18 protein-coding genes and 2 pseudogenes are annotated in these 20,235 nt (G+C 69.4%); 5 read left to right on the forward strand and 15 right to left on the reverse strand.

Going from position 1 to position 20,235, the window contains the following annotated elements:
- Positions 1-319: 319 nt before the first annotated feature.
- From VTA80_RS08755 to VTA80_RS08765, 3 genes are read left to right on the forward strand one after another with little or no spacing between them, the layout of a single operon-like run.
- Positions 320-481 carry a hypothetical protein gene (locus tag VTA80_RS08755; RefSeq protein WP_407344997.1) on the forward strand — a complete coding sequence of 54 codons (162 nt, stop codon included), beginning with the start codon at positions 320-322 and terminating at the stop codon, positions 479-481.
- A 13-nt stretch (positions 482-494) separates the two neighbouring features.
- Positions 495-1,070, forward strand: coding sequence for an ISAs1 family transposase (locus tag VTA80_RS08760; RefSeq protein ID WP_407345737.1), 576 nt, complete (start codon positions 495-497; stop codon positions 1,068-1,070).
- A 41-nt stretch (positions 1,071-1,111) separates the two neighbouring features.
- Entirely contained in the window at positions 1,112-1,282 is a 171-nt protein-coding gene (locus tag VTA80_RS08765) for a hypothetical protein (RefSeq protein WP_407345001.1), read from the forward strand.
- Between the two features lie 135 nt (positions 1,283-1,417).
- On the opposite strand, the gene VTA80_RS08770 is transcribed toward VTA80_RS08765, so the two are convergent.
- From VTA80_RS08770 to VTA80_RS08815, 10 genes and pseudogenes are all read right to left on the reverse strand, one after another.
- On the reverse strand, positions 1,418-2,509 hold the full coding sequence (locus VTA80_RS08770; protein ID WP_407345002.1) for a lytic murein transglycosylase: 1,092 nt from the start codon (positions 2,507-2,509) through the stop codon (positions 1,418-1,420).
- A 3-nt stretch (positions 2,510-2,512) separates the two neighbouring features.
- Positions 2,513-4,039 (reverse strand): ATP-binding protein, encoded by a 1,527-nt coding sequence (locus VTA80_RS08775; RefSeq protein ID WP_407345003.1) that lies wholly within the window; start codon positions 4,037-4,039, stop codon positions 2,513-2,515.
- Entirely contained in the window at positions 4,036-5,547 is a 1,512-nt protein-coding gene (locus VTA80_RS08780; protein WP_407345004.1) for an SCO6880 family protein, read from the reverse strand. Before VTA80_RS08780 ends, VTA80_RS08775 begins: the two co-directional genes overlap by 4 nt.
- Positions 5,548-5,563: 16 nt before the next feature.
- Positions 5,564-6,979, reverse strand: coding sequence for a hypothetical protein (locus VTA80_RS08785; protein WP_407345005.1), 1,416 nt, complete (start codon positions 6,977-6,979; stop codon positions 5,564-5,566).
- 1 nt (position 6,980) lies between these two features.
- Positions 6,981-7,793: a hypothetical protein gene (locus VTA80_RS08790; RefSeq protein ID WP_407345006.1), complete on the reverse strand. Its 813-nt coding sequence runs from the start codon at positions 7,791-7,793 to the stop codon at positions 6,981-6,983.
- Complete coding sequence (locus VTA80_RS08795) at positions 7,793-8,092, reverse strand: hypothetical protein (RefSeq protein WP_407345007.1); 300 nt, start codon at positions 8,090-8,092, stop codon at positions 7,793-7,795. The genes VTA80_RS08790 and VTA80_RS08795 overlap by 1 nt, the downstream gene beginning before the upstream one ends.
- Complete coding sequence (locus VTA80_RS08800) at positions 8,089-8,925, reverse strand: hypothetical protein (RefSeq protein WP_407345008.1); 837 nt, start codon at positions 8,923-8,925, stop codon at positions 8,089-8,091. The genes VTA80_RS08795 and VTA80_RS08800 overlap by 4 nt, the downstream gene beginning before the upstream one ends.
- Positions 8,922-9,167 (reverse strand): hypothetical protein, encoded by a 246-nt coding sequence (locus tag VTA80_RS08805; protein ID WP_407345009.1) that lies wholly within the window; start codon positions 9,165-9,167, stop codon positions 8,922-8,924. Before VTA80_RS08805 ends, VTA80_RS08800 begins: the two co-directional genes overlap by 4 nt.
- Positions 9,168-9,171: 4 nt before the next feature.
- Positions 9,172-9,984, reverse strand: a complete 813-nt coding sequence (locus VTA80_RS08810; protein WP_407345010.1) for a hypothetical protein — start codon at positions 9,982-9,984, stop codon at positions 9,172-9,174.
- Between the two features lie 428 nt (positions 9,985-10,412).
- Positions 10,413-10,778: pseudogene (locus VTA80_RS08815) on the reverse strand (integrase core domain-containing protein); the annotation flags it as partial.
- A 119-nt stretch (positions 10,779-10,897) separates the two neighbouring features.
- Between VTA80_RS08815 and VTA80_RS08820 the strand changes: the two are divergent.
- A protein-coding gene (locus VTA80_RS08820; RefSeq protein WP_407345011.1) for an IS3 family transposase occupies positions 10,898-12,288 on the forward strand; the annotation gives its coding sequence in 2 pieces (ribosomal slippage) (positions 10,898-11,249 and positions 11,249-12,288; 1,392 coding nt in all).
- A gap of 35 nt (positions 12,289-12,323) precedes the next feature.
- Here VTA80_RS08820 and VTA80_RS08825 read toward each other — a convergent pair.
- From VTA80_RS08825 to VTA80_RS08845, 5 genes and pseudogenes are all read right to left on the reverse strand, one after another.
- Positions 12,324-13,351: pseudogene (locus VTA80_RS08825) on the reverse strand (DDE-type integrase/transposase/recombinase); the annotation flags it as partial.
- 338 nt (positions 13,352-13,689) lie between these two features.
- Positions 13,690-15,387, reverse strand: a complete 1,698-nt coding sequence (locus VTA80_RS08830; RefSeq protein ID WP_407345012.1) for a protein kinase domain-containing protein — start codon at positions 15,385-15,387, stop codon at positions 13,690-13,692.
- Between the two features lie 426 nt (positions 15,388-15,813).
- On the reverse strand, positions 15,814-17,589 hold the full coding sequence (locus VTA80_RS08835) for a protein kinase domain-containing protein (RefSeq protein ID WP_407345013.1): 1,776 nt from the start codon (positions 17,587-17,589) through the stop codon (positions 15,814-15,816).
- Between the two features lie 169 nt (positions 17,590-17,758).
- Positions 17,759-18,442: a protein phosphatase 2C domain-containing protein gene (locus tag VTA80_RS08840; RefSeq protein WP_407345014.1), complete on the reverse strand. Its 684-nt coding sequence runs from the start codon at positions 18,440-18,442 to the stop codon at positions 17,759-17,761.
- A gap of 5 nt (positions 18,443-18,447) precedes the next feature.
- Positions 18,448-19,323: an FhaA domain-containing protein gene (locus tag VTA80_RS08845; RefSeq protein ID WP_407345738.1), complete on the reverse strand. Its 876-nt coding sequence runs from the start codon at positions 19,321-19,323 to the stop codon at positions 18,448-18,450.
- Positions 19,324-19,474: 151 nt separating this feature from the next.
- On the opposite strand from VTA80_RS08845, the gene VTA80_RS08850 reads away from it, so the two are divergent.
- On the forward strand, positions 19,475-20,227 hold the full coding sequence (locus VTA80_RS08850; RefSeq protein ID WP_407345015.1) for a hypothetical protein: 753 nt from the start codon (positions 19,475-19,477) through the stop codon (positions 20,225-20,227).
- The last annotated feature ends 8 nt before the right edge of the window (positions 20,228-20,235 follow it).

Consider the following 20,235-nt stretch of genomic DNA (forward strand, 5'->3'; position numbering starts at 1 on the left):
CGCTCCCGGTTTAGCGGCATTCGGGAGGGCGGACGCGACTCCACCGATGATGACGGTGTCAAGGCCAAGCATCGTCGGCAGGAGCGGCGCCCGTGTATTTATCTTCCCTTACCCCGGTGCGCCCTCGGGAGGTATCAGCCGATCAGGCTGGTGATCTGCTCCACGCGCTGCGCTCGGTTCCTGATCCACGCCGCGACGGTGGCCGCCGCCACCCGATGGCCTACGTGCTCGGCGTGCTCGTGATGTCGTTCACCTGCGCGGGATTCGGGTCGTTCGGGCCGCGGCGCAGTGGGCCTCGGCGGCCTCGGCGTGCCTGCTGATGAGGCTGGGAGCGGTCCCGGACCCGCTGACCGGGGCGGTCGGGGCGCCGAGCGAAGCCACGCTGCGCCGGATCGCGACCCGGATGGACAACGGGGCGTTCGAGGCCGTGCTCGCCACCTGGACCGCGAGCCTCGTGACCGCCGAGAGGGACTGGCCCTGAACTGGCCGTAGCGATCGACGGCAAGGCGGTGCGCGGTGCCCGGATCGCTGGCTGCACCGCCCCGCACCTGCTGTCCGCCGCGACCCACCACACGCCCGTCGTGCTCGCCCAACGCGAGATCCCCGGCAAGACCAACGAGATCCCCATGGTCACCACGCTCCTGGACGACCTGCGTACCGCCGGGCACGACCCGTCCCGCATGATCTTCACCCTCGATGCACTACACACCCAGCACGCCACAGCGAGACTGCTGCACGAGGCCGGCGCCGGGCACGTGATGACAGTCAAAGGGAACCAACCCAGGCTCCTAGCCGCTGTGTCGTCCCAGTTCAGTGCCGCGAAACGGCCCCCAGCCAGGGCGCTATCACGAGGCCACGCCCGGACCGCTGAACGCCTCATCCAGGTCGCGCCCGCGACCGGGATCGACTTCCCCGGCGCCACCCGGATCTTTCACATCGTGCGCTACACCGGTGGGCTCGACGCTCAACGCACCACCAAGGAAGTCGTCTACGGCGTCACGAACCTGACAACCGACCAGGCCAGCGACGCGCAGCTCGCGGCCCTGATCCGAGGGCACTGTGGCAATTGAGAACTCCATCCACTGGGTCCGCGATATGACCTTCGTCAAGGATGCCAGCAGGGTCCGAACCGGCAACGCCCCCCGCCGTCCTGGCCGCCATCCACAACATCGTCACCACAGCACTACGCCTGGCCGGAGCGGGCAACATCGCCGCCGCACGACGCGCCGCCACCCTCAACCCCAGCTCCACCATCCAACTCTTCAGCCCAGGCCGAAACTAGGCAAAAGTTCACTATGACAGGGCCCTGGGGGCCGGGGTGAGGAGGTCGGCGACGACAAGAGGATGAGACTGATCGCTCCGTCGTGCACCAGTCGACCGTGGACGAGGCCGCTCGGTGTTGCCCTTGGATGAACCGTCATGCCCCGCCTACCCCGACCCGCCAGATCGAGAACAGCTTGTGGTCGATCCAGTGGCCGTAGTCGTAGTGGCCGACCCGTGATCCGCCAGCCTCGATCGTGAGTTGCCCGGCCGGGTCGAAGACGATCATCACGTGGCCCACCCGGTTCGGGCCGAGGTAGCTGTCCGTGAAGATCAGGTCGCCGGGCCGCTCCTGGCCGAGCGGGACCTGGTAGCCGTTCCCTTGGGCGACCCAGTTCTGCTGGGCCGCAGCGGTGCGAGGCAAGGTCACGCCGATCTCAGCGAAGGCGGTCCGGGTGAACGACGAGCAGTCCCAGGAGGTCGGGCCGTTGGCCCCGTAGACGTAGGGCTCGCCGAGCTGCGCGGTGGCGAACGCCAGCACGGTGGCGACCTGCTGGTTCGGGAGCGGGGGCAGGGCCGGGTTCCCCTGCCCGCCGATGCCGCAGTCGGACGGGTCGCCTGCGAACACTCCTCCCCCGTACGCGGCGGCGTAGTGCAGGACGTCGTTCACGTACCAGTCGGCGTGGTTGTAGGCGAAGAGCGCTCGTCGCACGCCGTCGATACCGGCGGTGACTCCTGAGGCGGTGAGGTAGTTCGCGGCGCTCATCACCGAGTCGGCGTCGTCTCGAATGTCGGCGCGCCCGTCGCCGGAGCCGTCAACGCCGTACCGGGCCCAGGTGGCCGGCATGAACTGCATGAGGCCCTGCGCCCCGGCCGAGCTCGTTGCCCGGGTTCGCCCATGGCCGGTCTCCTCCATCCCAATTCCCGCCAGCAGGGTCCAGGGCAACTGGTATCGGCCGGCGGCAGCGAGGTAGAGCGCCTTGACGTCGTCGGGGATGGTCGCGGCCGGGTTGTGCAACGACGCGAGGCGTGGCGCGGCCGGTGCCGGTAGCTCGAAGCCGAGCCCACCCTCGCCGGCCGGATCGCCGTCGGCGATGACCACCGCCTCGGCCGACGTTTCGTCGGGGACCACGCAGACCGCCTGGACGGCCCCGCCGGAGACGGTGGCCACGATCGCCGCCGCGCCCATCAGCATCAGCACGGCCGGCAGGACGAGCACCGCCGCGGCCCAGATCGCGACTGCCTTCATGCCCTATGCCGCCCCGGCGATGGCCTCGTTGGTCCACGTCAGCTTCTGTTCGACCGGGTGCAGCCGGGTCTCGACCTTGTACGGGTGCTCGCCGACCATCCACAGCGCCCTGCCCTTGCGCTGCATCGCCCAGCCGGTGATCGCTGCGGTGGCTTGCGGGCCGAGCCCGAGCATCGCGTCGAGTTCGCCGGCGATCTCGGGCTTCTGCCCGTGCAGGATCTTGATGTCTGCCAGGTGCATGAGGTCCCGGGCGATGTTCGCGGCCTGGGAGCCGGCGTCGCCGACGGTGAGCATGTCCGAGGGCTTGTGCGCGTTGGCCCACTGGATGTCCCCGCCCTTGCCAGCCACCCCGCGGGAGAGGCGGAAGTCCTCGTCGAGCGACTTCACCGCGTCGACGCCGAGGCGCATGATCTTCCACACCTCGTCGCGCACGACGACGCGCAGGTCTCCTGGCGGGGCGATCTCGCGCATGCCGCGGCCCCAGGAGTTGAGCGCGAGCAGGGCGATCCCGACCGCTTCGTCGCCCAGCGGACTCAACCGCGACAGCGACAGCGACTGGATCGGGGCGGCCCAGTCGACTGCAATGTTCGTGTGGTCGTCGAACAGGCCGGCCAGCGCCCCCGAGACGAGCTGGCCCAGAGCGTCGCGCAGCAGGCGGCTCTCGTCGAGGAACTGCTGGCGGGTGGCGAAGCGGCACTGCTCCACGAGGGCGTCGCTAGGCTCGTCGAGGTGGTGCCACAGCCTCGGGATCGTCGTCTCGGTCAGGGTCGAGGCGGCGCGGGTGTAGCCGGTGAGGTCGCGCAGCGCGGTCTTGACGATCACCTCCTCCGACGGCCCGAACGGGACGCGTTGCTCGCCGATCCTTTGGCTGCCGACCAGGCCGCGCACGAGAGTCAGCCAGCGGGAGAACACGATCGCGGCGCGCTGCTGCGCCTGCCGGGCGTCCAGGCGGTCCCACCCGTCGCCAAGGGGTCCGAACGCGAGCGGGTTGACCCGAGCCGGCATACCCGGGCCGAGAGCGATGGGGTCGACGCCGAAGAACCGACACAGAGGCTCGTACTCGTCCTTCGGGTCGCCCAGGATGAGGATGCGGTAGCCGAAATCGGTCATCCGCAACGCGAACGCCTTCGTCGTGGCGGACTTGCCGGTGCCGGGCTTGCCCATGGTGATGACGTTGGCGTTCGTGACGGGGATGTCGTCGCGCAGCACCCAGCCGATCGGATCGGCGTAAAACGCGGTGCCCGACATCGTGTCGGCGCCCATCTGCGCACCGGTCTGCGGCAGCCCGGGGCCGGCGACGAACGGCCAGAAAGCTCCGGCCTGGTCGGAGGTCATCTGGTAGGAGACCACCGGCGCCGACGCGGGCGCCCAGCCCCGACCTCGTCGTCGGTCGCCGCGCGCCGGGGCGTGCCGGAACAGCTTCTCGGGCGGGGCGGCGGGCGGCGTTGCAAGGGCGGTCGGTAGCTCGTGGCCGAAGTCGGCAAGCAGCCGGGAGACGTCCCGGCCCGTCGTTGCCGGCCGCGGGCTCATGCGTCCCCCATCCGGGTCAGGCTCACGCCGAGCGGCACGACCGAAGCGGCGAACGCGACGTCATGACTGATGTCCAGGCGGAGCGGGGCGAACCCGGCGCGGCGGATCGCCGCGTCCAGGCGGCGCCCGTACTCGGCGACGCGCACCGTCTTGGGCACGGTGACGGTGCACACCGCGTAGGGGCGGGTGAGCGCGCTCCCCCGTGCCTGCTTGGCCTCCAGCGCTCGAACCTGCGCTGCGGCGTCGCGAACCTTTGTCGTCGAGCGCATCCGGGCCCGCTCCCGCAATCCCTGACCCATGTCTGCGGCCCACTCCTTCGACGCCGTCTGCCGTGCGGCCTTGGACTGGCTCAGGATCGGAAACGCGACCAGGACGCTGCGCCGCTCCCCGGGCTCGGTCGGGGTCAGGACAGGAGCGAGCGCACCCAGGACGGCGCCCTTGACCGGGAGCTTGATGGTGGCACTGATCGAGTTCCACGCGTCGTGGCTGTAGTGCCGGGCCACGACGTCGGCGCCGGACGGGCCGGCCATGGCCCACGGAACGTCCGCAGTGACGTCCTCACCGTTTGCCGCAGCGAGGAGCGCATCGACGATCCCGACTCGATCACCGGGGGCGAACCCGGTGCGGCACGCCACGGCGAGCTCGGGGCTCGTCAGCCAGGTCACGGCAACCGCGCCGAGGCCACCCTTGAGCTGGGACTCCACCTCGGCCATGAGCCCGTACATGACCTGGGCGCGTCCCTCGACCCCCCGGCCGGCTTCGCGGGCCGCCTTAGCGATCCGGGCCTCGGGCACGACGATCGTCACGAACGCCTCAGTGCGGACCGACGCCTGGGTCAGGACGCGCTGCAGGTCGTCGTTGATCGCGCGCACCTGCACCGGGCCATCGGGGCGGCGGTGCCGGCGGATCCACTCGTCGCGCTCGGCACCGTCCTCGGGAACGGTGCGCACCAGGAGCACGACCTCGTCGATCAGCTCGGTGCGCCCAGCCTGGTCGATGAGGTCAGTCAGGCCCTTGGCCATCCGCGCCCGGTCCTCGACCCCGCGCATCCCGATGCCCGGGTGGACGATCGCCGCCGTCGCCGCCCAGGTGCGCGCGACATGATTCTGGATCAGGGCCACCCGCGTGGCGTTCAGCCCGACGGGCGGCCCCTCGTGGATCTCAATGCCCGCCAGCGATCCGGGCAGGTCGATGGTTGCGAGGTCGTCAGCCTGCCCACTCGAGGCGTTGGAGCGAAACCGAGTCCAGCCCGCGAGCGCGCCGATCGCGAAGGCAGTGCTGGCCAGCAGCCAGCCCAGTGCCGAGCGGCCGCGCACCGGGACGACGGTCACCACGGCGACCACGCCGGCGATCAGGAAAAGGACGGCGGCCGACGCCCACGCTTGTCGGCTCAACGCCCAGAGCACGGGCAGGACACAGACGGCCAGAACGGCCGCCTGCCAACCCGTGAGCCCAAAGGGGAACCAGCCGATCCGGGCTCGGGAGTACTCGCTGTAGACCTGACTCACGGTCGATCTCCTTCTCTCAGACGACGACCGCGGCGGCCGCGACCTCGGGTGCTGCGGCTGCGCCGCCACCGGTGGCACCGGCGGTGCCGCCCGCAGGGGATCCGCCGACTGGTGGCTTCCCGACGGCGCTCGGGCTGGGACCGAAGCCGGCGTCGTCGTCGGGCCCCGAGCCGTTGATGTCCGGGGTGTCGTCGTCGCGCGAGCGGCCCCGTTGACCGGGCCGGGACCGGCTGCCGGAGAAGTCCGGGATGTAGGTGTTGTGGCCGACGCCCATCTGGTTGGTCAGGTCCGCGCCGACGGCCGCCGCCTGACTCCCGAGGCCCTGTGCCATGCCCCAGCCCTGCGCCAGGGCTTGACCGCCCGCCCCGAGGGTGGCGCCGAGGAAGCCGCCCGCCGAGCGGGCGAATCTGTCGTTGGTGGCTGCCTCCGTGTCGGCTTCACCGCCGGACTGCCCGGAGGCCTCGCTGCTGGAGGCCGCGCCGGACGTGCTGGCGCCGGCGTCGGTCCGACCGTTCATCAGGCCTTGCAGGCCGCCCTGGGCGGCGAGCCCGGCGCGCATCGCCGAGCCCGAGCTCGTGCCGGGGTCGACGAACGCGAGCAGCTTGAACAGGGCCAGCGGCGCGAAGCTGCCGACGAAGATCAGCACGACGCCCGGGACGGCGGTACCGATCGCCGTCTGCAGCGAGTCGGTCATCGACAGGGCCACGCCGCTGGTCGCTTTCACGCCCAGCCCGAGCAGCAGGACCATCACGACGGGCGTGAACGCGGCTGCCAGGAACCAGCGGAAGGTCTTCCAGAACCACGATCGTCCGCCGTCCCAGACGAGGCCGGCCGCGGAGATCGGGTTGGTGGCGGCGAGCACCATGAGCGCGGCCGCGCGAGCGAGCATGACCAGCAGGTGCGCCACGGCCGCGAACACCACGAAGATCCCCAGGACACCCAGGACCGTGGCGACGGTGCCGTCTGTCAGGTCTGCGGTCGAGAACCCCGCCCACGGCTGCCACGCCGACAGGGAGTCGACGCCAAGCAACGACTGCGTCAGCGCCCTCGTGAGCCCCCCGGCGGCGGCAAGGATCGCGATCGCGAACACGATCCACATCACCCACACCGCTCCGAACTGGCCGACGCCGAGCAGCACCCGGCCCATGCTCTGCCCGTCGCGGCGCACCCCGGCGATGCCGAGCTGCACCAGGAAGAGCACCAGCACCATGGCGCCGGCGATCCAAAACGTCGCGCTGTAGAGGTCTCGCATCGGGCCGCTGGCGCTCAGATCGGGCACGAGGAACGCGTCCTCGATCGTCAGGGCAAGCTTGAGCAGCCAGAGCCCGGCGTTCCAGATCCCCAGCATCGCGGCGGTCCACCCGTCGGCGACGACGCTCGCGGCGGCATTCCCCAGGGCGTTGAAGGGGTTGAGGTACTCGGACCAGTCCATCTCACTCCTCCGTGCTCGTCGTCCAGGTGCGCCACCCGGCGGCGGCCGCCAGGTCGGTGCCGGGCCAGGTCGACGGCGCGGACGCCGGTGCCGCGCCGGGCGCGATAACCCACCGGTCGTCGGCCCATTGCAGGCGTTCGCAGTACCCGTAGGCGGCGCGCGCCTCGGTGACGACGGTGACGGTGACGTCCAGCAGGACGCAGGCCACGACCCAGCCGTCGCCGTCGCTGCCTTTGAGCTGCGCAGCGCTGGGGACTGTGATGACTGCGGTGCCGGGCTCATCCATGTGCGGACCGGCATCGCTGCCAAGGAGGGCCTGGACCGCGGCCATCAGTGCCCACTCGTCGACCGCGGGCGCACCCGGGGCGGACCACTGCTCGTGGACCGTCCGTACCTGCTGGATCGACATGCTCTGCAGGACCGTGGTGGCGATGGCGGCGAGCTGGCCGACCGCGCCCTCGGTCGTGTGATCGAACCCCGTCGGGACCTCCGCGGGGCCAAGCCTCGTCGCGGCAGGCACGACGATCGTCGGCGCGGGGCTGGCGGCCGGGGTGCCGCCGCGGGAGTCCTGCGGGGTCACCCGCAGCATCGGCGCAGTGGCGATGGCGTCCCGGCGGGCCTGACCGCTCGGCAACGAATCGACGGCCGCCGCGGCGCCGTCGTCGTCGCGTGAAGTGCCGCTGGACGCGACGGCGCCGTGCACGGCGTAGACCAGCCCGACCAGGCCGCTCAGGACGACGAGCGCCATGGCTGCGACGACGGCCAGAAGCCGGCGCCTGTTCCAGCCCGGAGCCTCGTTACCAGGCACCGCCATCACACGCAGCCTGAGCCGGTGATGCCCGCGACCATCGGCGGGACCACCATGTAGGCGATGCCGGCGATGAACATCATGGTCAGCGAGACGATGCCGCCCTTGCTGGCGTGCGGCATCGAGAACACCCGGCCGCCGACGATGGCACCGAGTCCGACGATCACGCCGATGCCGAGCAGGATCAGCACGCCCCACATGACGTAGCCGGTCATCTGGTCCGCGTAGGCCTGGGCGCCTGGCGGTGCCACGGGGCAGACGGTCGGCAGGAGTGTGCCGAGATGGCGCGCGACGAGGTCTCTCATGAGGTTCCCTTCCGTGGATGTCCAGCCGCGCTCACGTGGCGCAGGACCTCGCGTGCGGCCGCGACCAGCGCGGGTGGTAGCGGCTTGGAGTCGATGCCGCGCAGGGCGAGGCGCTTGTCGTGCGGGACGACGACCCACCGCCCGGCGCGTTGCTGCTCGCGCGTAGCGGGGCCGATCGCCGCCGTGAGCTCGCGTGGCCACCGGCGCGGGTCCGAGCCGCGCACCGCGACGATCGGGCGCGCGGGGTCGAGCAGGTTCAGGGTGGTCTCCAGCCGACGGAGCCCGGGCACGGTCGCCGTGCCGACGAGCACGACCTGCGGCGCGGCGTCCACGGTCGCGCTCAACCACCCACCCAGCGCCATGAGCCGCCCTAGCTCCCAACCGACGTCGAGCACGCTCAAGGCCGTGCCGACGGCCGAGTCATCGGGCAACGGCAGCTCGCCGGCGCCCAGGTGGAGTGCGCTCGGACGGGCGAGGTGGACCTGGTCGCGGCGTCCGACGATCCATCCCGATGAGGTTGTCCCCAGCTCGGCGGTTGCCGCTCCGGCCAAGCCCGACGCGGTCGGCGGGCTGCATTCGATCAGGCGGGCCGGCGCTTCGTAGGTGGCGATCGCCAGAGCAAGGCTCGTCGCACCGGCCTGAGGCAAGCAGCCGACCACGGGCAAGACCCTCTCGCCCGGAGTCCAGGTGCGGTCGTCCCCGACGGCTGACTCTGTCGGTCGAGGCACGGCCTCGCGGTCCACGGGGCGCGGCACGAGGAACTGTCCATCCCGGACCGCGCACCAGGCGCGCCGCAACTCCTCGACACCCACCGCTCGGGTCGCGATCGTCATGGCCGACCACCAGCCAGCGCCGTGCGACGCATCCGCAGCGCCTCCCGCAGCTGTTCGGCGGGCAGGCCTGCCAACGCGGTCTGCGCGGCGCGGGCCCGGCGCAAACGCTCCAGGCTGTCCTCAAGGCCAGCCACGGCGGCGCTCTCGTCGTGCGCCTCGCGCAGCAGCCGCTGCAGCTCCAGGTCATCGGTCACGTCCATCACCTCGCAACCGAAGGCCGACCGCACCTCCTGGGCGCTCACCGGCTCACGCCGACATCTGTCGCGCGTACGCCTCGGCCAGCGCCAGCATGCTCAGTCGGGCGCGACGACGCACCGTCACCGCCGAGATCCCATGCTGCGCCGCGACCACGCTCGACCCGGCCCGGGAGCACAACCCGCCACGCCCTTGTCGACTGCGGGGCACCTCCACCTGGCAAGCAGCTTCGGCAAGGCCGACGAGCAGCTGCCGATCGTGTTCGCCGATTACACGGTGGGCCATCGCCCACGAGAGGAACTCAGCCAGCTCTACCTCCGCCGTCACCGCGAGGGGCTCAGCCGCCTTCGCATCGAGGACCCGCCACAGGTCAGCCTCGGGAGCCAGCAGCACCGCGTGTGCCCATGTCGCATCGACCGCCCGCAACTGCTCATGTGCGCCGAGGTCACGCAGCACGCCTCGGCGCAGGTTCATCACGATGTTGGCCGCCACCTTCCGGCGTCGCTCCCAGGCGAAGCTGCGCACCTCGATCCACAGCTGAGCAGCAACGCACTCGTCGATTCGAGGCGTCATGTCCCGCAGTCGGTGGGCCACCAGGGTTGCCCCGGGCAGCAGCACCCAGGCCAACGCACTGGCCGCCGCGATGTCGTCGCCCCCGGTGGGGCTGCCGAGGCGGGCGAGAACGTGCAGGACGTCGTCGACGTCGTTGCGGTCGGCCGCGTCGATCCAGTCGGGCAGGTCGAGGAGGTCGTCCACCACGGCCAGCCGGGTTTCGCGCCCGCTCCAGCCCGCCCAATCTGTGCGGGCCTGGGCCAGCAAGCCCCGGGCCGGGTCGTTCAGTTCGAGTTGCGCTGCGACACTCATCGCGAGTTCCTTCCGCCGTTGGGATACGGCGTGAAAGGTCTCGCTCGGTGGTCCCCTGACTCGTCCCCGGAAAGGAGTCCGGCTCCCAGCGCCAGCACCGTTCCTTCGTCCCCCTTCCAGCGCGCAACCGTGTGACCTGCGGGAATATGTGGTTGTCGCGCGTCCCCCTTTGTCCCCCAAACGAGTGGCAGACGGGATGCGTCGCCCAATGGCGCGGCGCCCTCGCCTTCGGCTTCTCGACTCCCCGAATCGAGACGGTGCGACTACCGCCAGAAGCGGCCGGGTGAGTGACGCACCGGAAAGCACCATGACACTTCGGAGCAGGCTGCGAGACTCACCCATGGCTCTCGAATCGCGAGCTCGCAACAACGAACTTGATTGCCCTTGCGGCCACGGAATTTGTCAAGGTAGTTGAGGCCGGTGGGTGTTTAAGCGGCTAGCTCGATGCCGGTGTTGTTGGCGGGCTGGTTGATCCACGCGGTGGTCGGGATGGCCAGGATCTTGGGGTCCTGGGTGGTCGCGAATCGTTCGGGGTTCCGGCTGCGTGCGCCGGCCAGGACGACGGCCCGGTCGGCAGCCTTGGCCGCGGCGTGGCCGTAGTGGACGTCGGCGGGCGTGTTCAGCCCGATGCCGGTGTGGCGGTGGTGATGGTTGTAGCCGTCGACGAAGTCGGCCATGAAGCTCTTGGCGTCGCCCAGCGAGCCGAACCGTTCGGGGAACACCGGGGCGAACTTCAACGTCTTGAACCACGACTCCGAGTACGGGTTGTCGTTGCTCACCCGGGGCCGGGAGTGCCCTACGGGTCAGGCTGAGTTGAGGCCGGTGGTTCACAGCAAGTCCACCAGCGTGGGGCGTGATCCAGGAGTCCATCAGCATGAGTTCGTCTTTGATCGCGGTACGCGACGATGGCCGTATGAGCACCAGCCCCGGACCTCGCTCGGGGGGTCCGACCTCGAGGAGGTCGTTCACCGCCGCGCAGAAGCTTGACCACCTGGCCGCGTACGAGGCGGCACTGGCGAACGGCCAGGGCGGTGCGTACTTGCGTCAGCACGGGTTGTACTCGTCGCTGATCAGTGAGTGGCGCCGATTGCGGGACGCGGGGGTCCTGGCGGGCAAGGCACCCGGGGAGAAGATCGGGCGACTGTCGGCCGAGCAGGCGGAGATCGCGCGGTTGCGCCGCCAGCTCGACAAGGCCGAGCGGAGGTTGGCGACCACGGAAGTGGCGCTCGACATCATGGGAAAAGCACGCGAGCTCTTGGAGGAGATATCCAGGAGCTCGCGGGACGAGCGCGGGCCCAGCGCGCGCTGATGGCCACCTACCGTGGACTGACAGCCCATGGTCTGCCCACCAGGGCCGCAGCGGTCCTGGTCGGGGTGGCGCGGGCGACCGCGACCCGCCGACCCCGCACCCCGGTGGTGACTAGCACGAGGGCGCCGGCGAACAAGCTGACCGACGTCGAGCGGGCCGAGGTCCTGGCGGTGGTGAACTCGGCCCGGTTCGTGGACCTGCCCCCGATCCAGATCTACGCCCAGCTCCTGGACGAGGGCGTGTACTTGGGGTCGATCTCCACGATCTACCGGATCCTGACCGCGAACGCGCAGGTCAAGGAGCGTCGCCGCCTCGCGCGGCACCCGGCCCGGGCCATCCCCGAGCTCGTCGCGACGGGTCCGGGGCAGGTGTACTCCTGGGACATCACCAAGCTCGCTGGACCGGTCAAGGGCAAGTACTTCGACGCCTACGTGATGATCGACATCTACTCCCGCTACATCGTCGGCGCGCACGTGCACGCCCACGAGTCCGCCGTCCTGGCGGCCGAGATGATGCGGGAGATCTTCGGGGTCCACGGCATCCCGAACGTGGTGCACGCTGACCGGGGCACGTCCATGACGTCTAAGACCGTCGCGACGCTGCTCGCGGATCTGGAGGTCACCAGGTCCCACTCCCGGCCCCGGGTGAGCAACGACAACCCGTACTCGGAGTCGTGGTTCAAGACGTTGAAGTTCGCCCCGGTGTTCCCCGAACGGTTCGGCTCGCTGGGCGACGCCAAGAGCTTCATGGCCGACTTCGTCGACGGCTACAACCATCACCACCGCCACACCGGCATCGGGCTGAACACGCCCGCCGACGTCCACTACGGCCACGCCGCGGCCAAGGCTGCCGACCGGGCCGTCGTCCTGGCCGGCGCACGCAGCCGGAACCCCGAACGATTCGCGACCACCCAGGACCCCAAGATCCTGGCCATCCCGACCACCGCGTGGATCAACCAGCCCGCCAACAACACCGGCATCGAGCTAGCCGCTTAAACACCCACCGGCCTCAACTACCTTGACAAATTCCGGTGGGACCTGGTGACCTCCAGATCCGCGAGCAGCGTCGCGACGGTCTTAGACGTCATGGACGTGCCCCGGTCAGCGTGCACCACGTTCGGGATGCCGTGGACCCCGAAGATCTCCCGCATCATCTCGGCCGCCAGGACGGCGGACTCGTGGGCGTGCACGTGCGCGCCGACGATGTAGCGGGAGTAGATGTCGATCATCACGTAGGCGTCGAAGTACTTGCCCTTGACCGGTCCAGCGAGCTTGGTGATGTCCCAGGAGTACACCTGCCCCGGACCCGTCGCGACGAGCTCGGGGATGGCCCGGGCCGGGTGCCGCGCGAGGCGGCGACGCTCCTTGACCTGCGCGTTCGCGGTCAGGATCCGGTAGATCGTGGAGATCGACCCCAAGTACACGCCCTCGTCCAGGAGCTGGGCGTAGATCTGGATCGGGGGCAGGTCCACGAACCGGGCCGAGTTCACCACCGCCAGGACCTCGGCCCGCTCGACGTCGGTCAGCTTGTTCGCCGGCGCCCTCGTGCTAGTCACCACCGGGGTGCGGGGTCGGCGGGTCGCGGTCGCCCGCGCCACCCCGACCAGGACCGCTGCGGCCCTGGTGGGCAGACCATGGGCTGTCAGTCCACGGTAGGTGGCCATCAGCGCGCGCTGGGCCCGCGCTCGTCCCGCGAGCTCCTGGATATCTCCTCCAAGAGCTCGCGTGCTTTTCCCATGATGTCGAGCGCCACTTCCGTGGTCGCCAACCTCCGCTCGGCCTTGTCGAGCTGGCGGCGCAACCGCGCGATCTCCGCCTGCTCGGCCGACAGTCGCCCGATCTTCTCCCCGGGTGCCTTGCCCGCCAGGACCCCCGCGTCCCGCAATCGGCGCCACTCACTGATCAGCGACGAGTACAACCCGTGCTGACGCAAGTACGCACCGCCCTGGCCGTTCGCCAGTGCCGCCTCGTACGCGGCCAGGTGGTCAAGCTTCTGCGCGGCGGTGAACGACCTCCTCGAGGTCGGACCCCCCGAGCGAGGTCCGGGGCTGGTGCTCATACGGCCATCGTCGCGTACCGCGATCAAAGACGAACTCATGCTGATGGACTCCTGGATCACGCCCCACGCTGGTGGACTTGCTGTGAACCACCGGCCTCAACTCAGCCTGACCCGTAGGGCCACGCTGATCCTGATCTCCCTGAACTCCAGGAGCCGCGTGCCACCAGCGATTCTCACTGCCCCGCGACTGGTGGTCCGCTGGCTGGCCTACGCGGCCCACTCCGGCCGGATCGTTTTGGCCGCAGCGTTGTGCCGGGTGCATCGTCTGCGGGAGATGGCAGGTTCGGCTGTACGTTTCGGGGCTCACCGGACGCGGCACGAAGTCCTGGCGTGCGTCGTCAATCCGAGATCGGCGTGCGGATTATGACAGCCGAGGTCCTGTCGTCGGAGACAAAGAACACTCCATCGATAGCGGCGGGGTACGCCGCCAGCGACCCGACAGGAAGGCCTGCATGCGGGAGCACGAACTCGAGCACGTTCGAACTGTCGGGAAGAGTGACGGTCGACTTCGCAGGAACGGTCACAGCGGGCCAGAGTGTCGCCAAGGGTGTGAGGGCTGCGTCCCTCAGCCCGCACGCCGCAGAGAGCGCGGAGATCACCTTGCCCCGAGGGAACACCGGGGTGAACCACCAGTCGGAGGGTGCCACTGCAGCGCGCGACTCGGAGCCGACTCTGCGTGCTTCCACGACAAGGAAGGGCCCTGCTTCATAGCCTGTTGAATCGCCAGCTTCATCGAGGTCCAGGGGGCGAGCGCAGTCCCACGAGAATGTCTGGTCCTGCTTCGAGGCATTGGTGATTTCGGTGATCCTCAAGCTGAGCACGAGCTCGTTTCCCACCCAGCGAGTGGCAGGTGCGGTCATCACTCCCGCGCCCGCGGCCTTGTCGCTACTCACTCTCCACCAGTCCGAGAAGTTGAGGTTCGCTGCCCTTGTGAGGAGAGACTGGCGGCGCTCCATCTCGTTCCAGTCGGCAAAGCGAGTGAGCGGGGCGGCAATCGCTGCGGGGGTGCTCGGCGTGGGGGTGATGGCGACAGTGCCGCTGACAACGAGGAGGGCACCGGTCAGTGCCCCGAAGACGAGGATGGTGGCGGTGGTGGCTGTGATGCGGTTGATCATGTCGTCCCGCCGGTTCGTAGGTCGTGGGAGATTTGTGGCCTTTCTGGTAACGCTGTCGACGACCTTAGGAGGGCGCAGCCACGCGTCGAGCTGCCGTGCGGCCGTGGCGGCGGACATGCGCTGGGTATGGTCGGGGTGGCACAGCCCGGTGATCACCGCGGCGACCGGCTTGGGTAGGTCTCGGGCAATCCGTGGCGAGAAGCGGAACTGCACCTGGTCGATGTACGGGCTCTTCTCCCCCGTGATGAGGCGCAGCAGCAGCCGACCAAGAAGCCACGCGTCGGTGAAGTGCCCGACCGGCCCCGAGCGGGAGCGCACCAGTTCGGGCGGGAGCAGGCCGTCCTTGCCTGCGAAGGCGGTGAGGGTGCCATCCTCGACGTGAGCGACCGCGGTCGCGATACCCCAATCTCCGATGCGGAGCTTTCCGCTTTCGGTCAACAGGACGTTTTGCTCGTCGATGTCGCGGTGAACGATCTGCAGGTCTGCCCACATGTGAGCCATGGTCACCAGAACGGGCAGCATCTTGGCCACTGCGCGCTGCGGGGTATAGGCGCCAGCGGGCGCCGCTGCGGCGACTGCGGCGGCCAGGGGTGTTGCCCACTCCATGATGTCGCACCACAGCGGCGTGGTCTCGCCCGGTCCCTGCCACAACGCGCCACCAGGAATGGAGACCGAGGGCACCCTGAGCTGAAACGTGGCTCCGACGCGAAGTAGCGCCGGGTACCTGTCCCGCTTTTCGCGGGAGAGGTAGGCCGCCAGGAGCATCGCGTCCCGGCGGTTGTTCGCACGGGGGTCATGGCCGTTCGCGAACTCGACCCGCAGGGCGCGCTTGTGGCCGTAGGCCTGCTCGTCGTCGTCGACTTGGCGCACCGGGACCACGGCCGCTTGCCCGCCCGAGGTCGCGAGCCCCTCTACGCGCAAGAGCACATGCTGGTCGCCACGCTGACGCAGACGGTCGCCGCGTCCACCCCTTCGCTCCCACACGTCGCGGCTTGAGATGGTGCCGCCCTGTTGTCCGTTTAGCCATGCCGCCAGGCGCCCGGCCTCGGAGTGCGCGGGAACTGGCTGGTTGCGGGTCGGTGCACTCTCAGATGGCATGTTCGGCACCGGCCTTCGCTACAGGTCCGAGAACCCGGGTGCGAGCGCGCGTGCGTCCATTCCCGGTCTGGCACGAGGTGCCGGTAGGCGCCGTGGGGCAGCCCGGCGGGTCGTCGGCTGTGCCCATGTGTGTTCTCCTTGCTCGTGTTCGCACACAGTGGCATCTGCCGGAGACCGATCGCGTCGATCTGCGGTGCGGGCAGAACACGTTCTGGATTTGGTCCGCGTTCACGCGATCGTCTTCCGTTGTCAGTCTGCGGCCGGCGCAGGAAGCAGAGAGACGGCCGTCAGGTCGTCGGAGAGCAGGAAGACGCCGTCGATGTCGAAGGCGTACTTCGCCCGGTCGCCGGAGTTCAAAGTGCCCGGCGGCACGATGAACTCGAGCAAGTTCGAGCCGTCTGGGAGGTCGACAGTGGTGTGTGCAGCAACTGCGACCGTTGGCCAGAAGGTTCCGAGTCTGGTGCTTGAGCCGCCGACACCGAGCACCTGGCAGGCCGGCGGCACCATAGAAGTCGTCTCATCGCCGGCCCCGCTCGTCCACGAGGTGGGCGCGTCCATGGTCGCCCGCACACCGGCGGGGATCGCTGCTCGAACAGCGAGGTACGGCCCGGGCGCGGGCTGGTGGTCTCCCAGGTCTTCACCAGCGGGGCGGGCACAAGCCCAGGAGAACGTCTGGTCCGTGGCGGTGTTGTTCGTGATCTGGGAGACCTTGACGTCGAATACCAGTCCTTTGTCCACCCAGTGGGACTCGATGGCGGTCATCGCGCCCAACGCGGAGGCAGGTTCGGTGCTGGTCAACGAATCCCAGGTCTTCGTCTGACTCGCCGCAAGGTCCGCCAACCTGCTGAGGTGCAGCTTCGCGGTGCTGGCCGCAAGTACGCGAGCGTCCGCTCCGTCGCGAGCGTCCGACGCCGATTGAACGTGGGAGTACACCCAGGCGTCGGGGCCCAGGTTGGCGTCGGTTCCCGGCACGACTGCGACGGTCCCGTTCGCTAAAAGGGTTGTGGCGAGCAGAAGCGCTGCCACCAGGAAGCTTCCCTTGAGAAGGCCGTCGTTTTCGAGCAGTCCACCGGGTCCGAACGTCGCCTCGAGCCGTGATTTGCGGGTCAACTCGACGCCGTCTTGCGCAGCGGAGATGACGGGTTCCGGTGCGGGCTCTGGCTGGGTGAGCCACGTATCCAGGAGTTCCGCAGCGGCCGCCGTCGACATTCGCGTGGTGGGCTCGGGGTCGCAGAGGCCCGTGACTACGGCGGCGACTGGTCCCGGCAGGTCACGGGCGATGCGCGGCGAGAAGCGAAACTGCGCGTGGTCGACGTACGGGCTCTTCGCTCCGGTGATCAGGCGCAGCAGCAGCCGGCCAAGGAGCCACGCGTCGGTGAAGTGCCCGACGGGTCCCGAGCGGGAGAGCAGTTCGGGTGGGAGCAGGCCGTCCTTGCCAGCGAACGCGGTGAAGGTGCCTGCTTCGACGTGGGCGACGGTTGTCGCGATTCCCCAGTCGATGATCTTCAAGACGCCGCCGTCCTGGGCGACCAGGATGTTCTTCTCGTCAAGGTCGCGATGCACCATGCGCAGGTCCTCCCACAAGCGCCCCACTGTGACCAGGACCGGAAGCATCAAGGACGCGGCATGCCGCGCTGTAAACGCACCTTCGTCTCCGGCCTTGTCGACCCAGTTCTTCAACGGGGTCCCCCACTCGATTAGGTCGCACCACAGGGGTGTGATCTCCCCGGGTCCCTGCCAGTCGGCGCCACCGGGGATGCTGGTGGCGGGAACTCTGAGCTGGAAGCTGCAGTCGACCTCTGCGAGCGCCGGGTAACGCTCTGGTGCCGTTCGGGAAAGGTACGCCGCCACGAGCATCGCGTCGCGGCGCCCGCTGACGCGGGGGTCGTTACCGTCCGCGAACTCCACCCGCAGCGCGAGGGGGGCGTAGTCGTCCGGAGTTCCGTCGGGCTGGAGCGTGTGCACCTGGGCCACGGCCGCTTGCCCGCCTGCGAGTACGGGGCCGAGCACGTGCAGCGTGGTCATTTCGACGGGGATCTGTCGGATGCGGTCCCCTGGTCCAGACGGACCCCGTTCCCAGGTCTCGGAGAACGAGATCGTGCCACCCAGCAAGCTGGTCAGCCAGCGCGCGAGCCGATCCGCGGGTTGCTGCCGCTCGGGCCGTGGATCTTCGGGGAACCGGGTTGGGGCGTCGTCAGTAGGCATGGGATCCGCCACGAGAGGACTCAGAAGCAGAGGGAAGCACCAGGCGGGCGACGGCGGCGGTGGAGTCATCTCCGTTGGCTGAGCGGTGCAGCGTCAATATCTCCTCCACCAAGGCGGACGCTGACCGCTGACCGCACAGGACCCCTGCGCCATCGGCACCGTCAGAGGTGACGGCAACGACGCGAGGGCCGCTGACCGCCCATGAGTCGAGCCACGGGTCCACGACGCCCTGCATTCCTATCCACTGCCGCAGTCCACCGGTGGGAAGCACGGGTGACAGCTGACGCAGCTGGCCGTCGTCGTCGGCAAGGACGGGCGAGTCGCCCACGGTGCACGCCACGAGGCGGCGGAACGTGAGCGTCGCGATGGACAACGTCGTGCCGCCGACCGCGTCGACGAACCACGGTGCGACCGCGGCCTGCGCGGCCATGACAGCGTTCATCACCGCGGGCTCGAGCAGGTCGGTCGAGGCGAGGGCGGAGGCGGCCACGCTCACGGCAGATTGTGCGGCCCAGTGCCCGTTGACGCCGCCGGTGATCCCGTCGGCGACGACGAGCCAACATCCGTTGGGGCTTTGCCCTGCGATCCACCGGTCCTGCCACGGGTGAGCACGAGAGTTGGCGTACCCGTCTGCCGCCGTCTCGTAGAAGACGTGCCGCTGCTCGTCCGGCATCGCGGTCACCACCCTGCGGGCTTGGCGGGCCCGACGCTGCGCACGGTGAACGCTGGGCCGTCCTCGCCGATGTGGATGGCATTGCCGACCTGGACGCGCATCGGGTGCCCGTCGACTCGGTGGCTGTCGACATACGTCCCGTTCGTGCTGCCCAGGTCTGCCACGGTCCAGCCGCGTTCGTCACGGCGCATCTCCGCGTGGCGGCGGCTTGCGCGTTCGTCGTCGACGTACAGGTGTGAGGTTGATGCCCTGCCGATGGAGACGTGGTCGGTGCAGAACTCAAGCGCTTCCCCGTCGGGGTCGACCAGGACGAGCCTGGCACCGGCCGGCTCGGGAAGCACGACGGTGCGGCCTTCGCCTTCGAACACGGTCCGTGCCTGGGTGCGGTCAGTGCGATGCGCGGCGGTCGGGCCAGCATCGTTGCTCGCATACGTGACGTGCGGTGTGGCGCTCACCCGCGCGGAGGGGATCCACCCGGGGTGCAGGACCTGGTCGGGCATCAACGTGATCGTCGGGCCGTGGTTGGGCAGGTCCCACCTCTCGCGGCGGGCCCGGTCGCGGAGCATCGCCTCGAGGTCGCCCTCGATGGCGACGCAGCCCAGGACTGCGTCTAACGTGTCGTAGTCCTCCGGCGCGAGGCGCAGCTCGATGGCGGCGGGGACCCTGACCTTTCCCGACGGCATCGCAACCGCTACTGCGGTAACCCGGCGCGCAAGCGTGCGGCGCAGGCCGGCCACGTTGCGCGCAGGGCCCGGTAGCGCCCGGGCGACGATCTCGAACGCAACGGCTCTGACGGTCTCCAGCTGCCACCGGCTGCGAAGCCAGTACAGACCGGCTGTCGGCACAGCAAGCACAATCACTACGGCGATGACCTTGCCCATCACGGCGGGCCTCCTTGTTCGTGTTCGCAAACAGTGACACCCGCGGGCGACCGATCTCGCCGATCTTGGGTCGAATGAGAACACGTTCTGATTACGCTCGCGTAGGCCCTTTGCGGCTGCCCCGGTCCGACGCGTGCGCTATCCATGTCACATGGCGCAGATACAGGCGAGTGCGAGCGCGAGCGAGCGCGCACTGACGCTGACCGCTGGGGTGGAAGTGACCGCGGGGCGATCGGATTCTGCCGACCTGATCATCGGTACGAGCGAGTGGCTGTCGCGGCACGCAGTCTCGATCCGGCAGCTCACCTCGGGCCGGGTGCAGCTACGCAGCACTCAGACCACCGGGATCGTGCTCGTATTGCGACCGGACGGCACAGAGTTCGCTCACCTGCGACCCGGCGAGGGTGTCATGTGCGGACGGGGGCGGTATGTGGTGGAGGTACACAACCCCAGACCCGTCGGGACTTTCCTCGTGGTTGACGACGACCCCGGAGTAGCGCCGCGGTCGCGGCACCCTGATCGCGACGAGCAGGTCACCGTTGGGCGCTGGCCGTCGGCCGACGTGCTCGACCCCGGTCCAAAGGATGAATGGCGCACGATCGCGGCCATGTGCGTGGTCGCAGTCGGTCGGGACTTGCGCAGCGTGGCGACGACCTCCGGGGCGAACACCCGGGTCAAGGGCTACGCCGGCCTTTGGTTCGACCGGATCGTTACGGCCGGGTGGCTCTCTACGCGCCTGGACCGGAGCGTTGAAATGCTCGGAATCAAGCTCGCCAACGACAGCGAAAAGGTGCCGGCCATAGCCCGGTGGATGGTCGACTCGCGACCCGTGGATCCGCAGGTGTACGCCCTAATCCGTGAACGACTCAAGTCGCTCGACGTGTCGCGCATACGGCGCGCCTAGCGCACTCG

Source organism: Pengzhenrongella phosphoraccumulans, from assembly GCF_045689905.1.
In the GTDB taxonomy this organism is placed as follows: domain Bacteria; phylum Actinomycetota; class Actinomycetes; order Actinomycetales; family Cellulomonadaceae; genus Pengzhenrongella; species Pengzhenrongella phosphoraccumulans.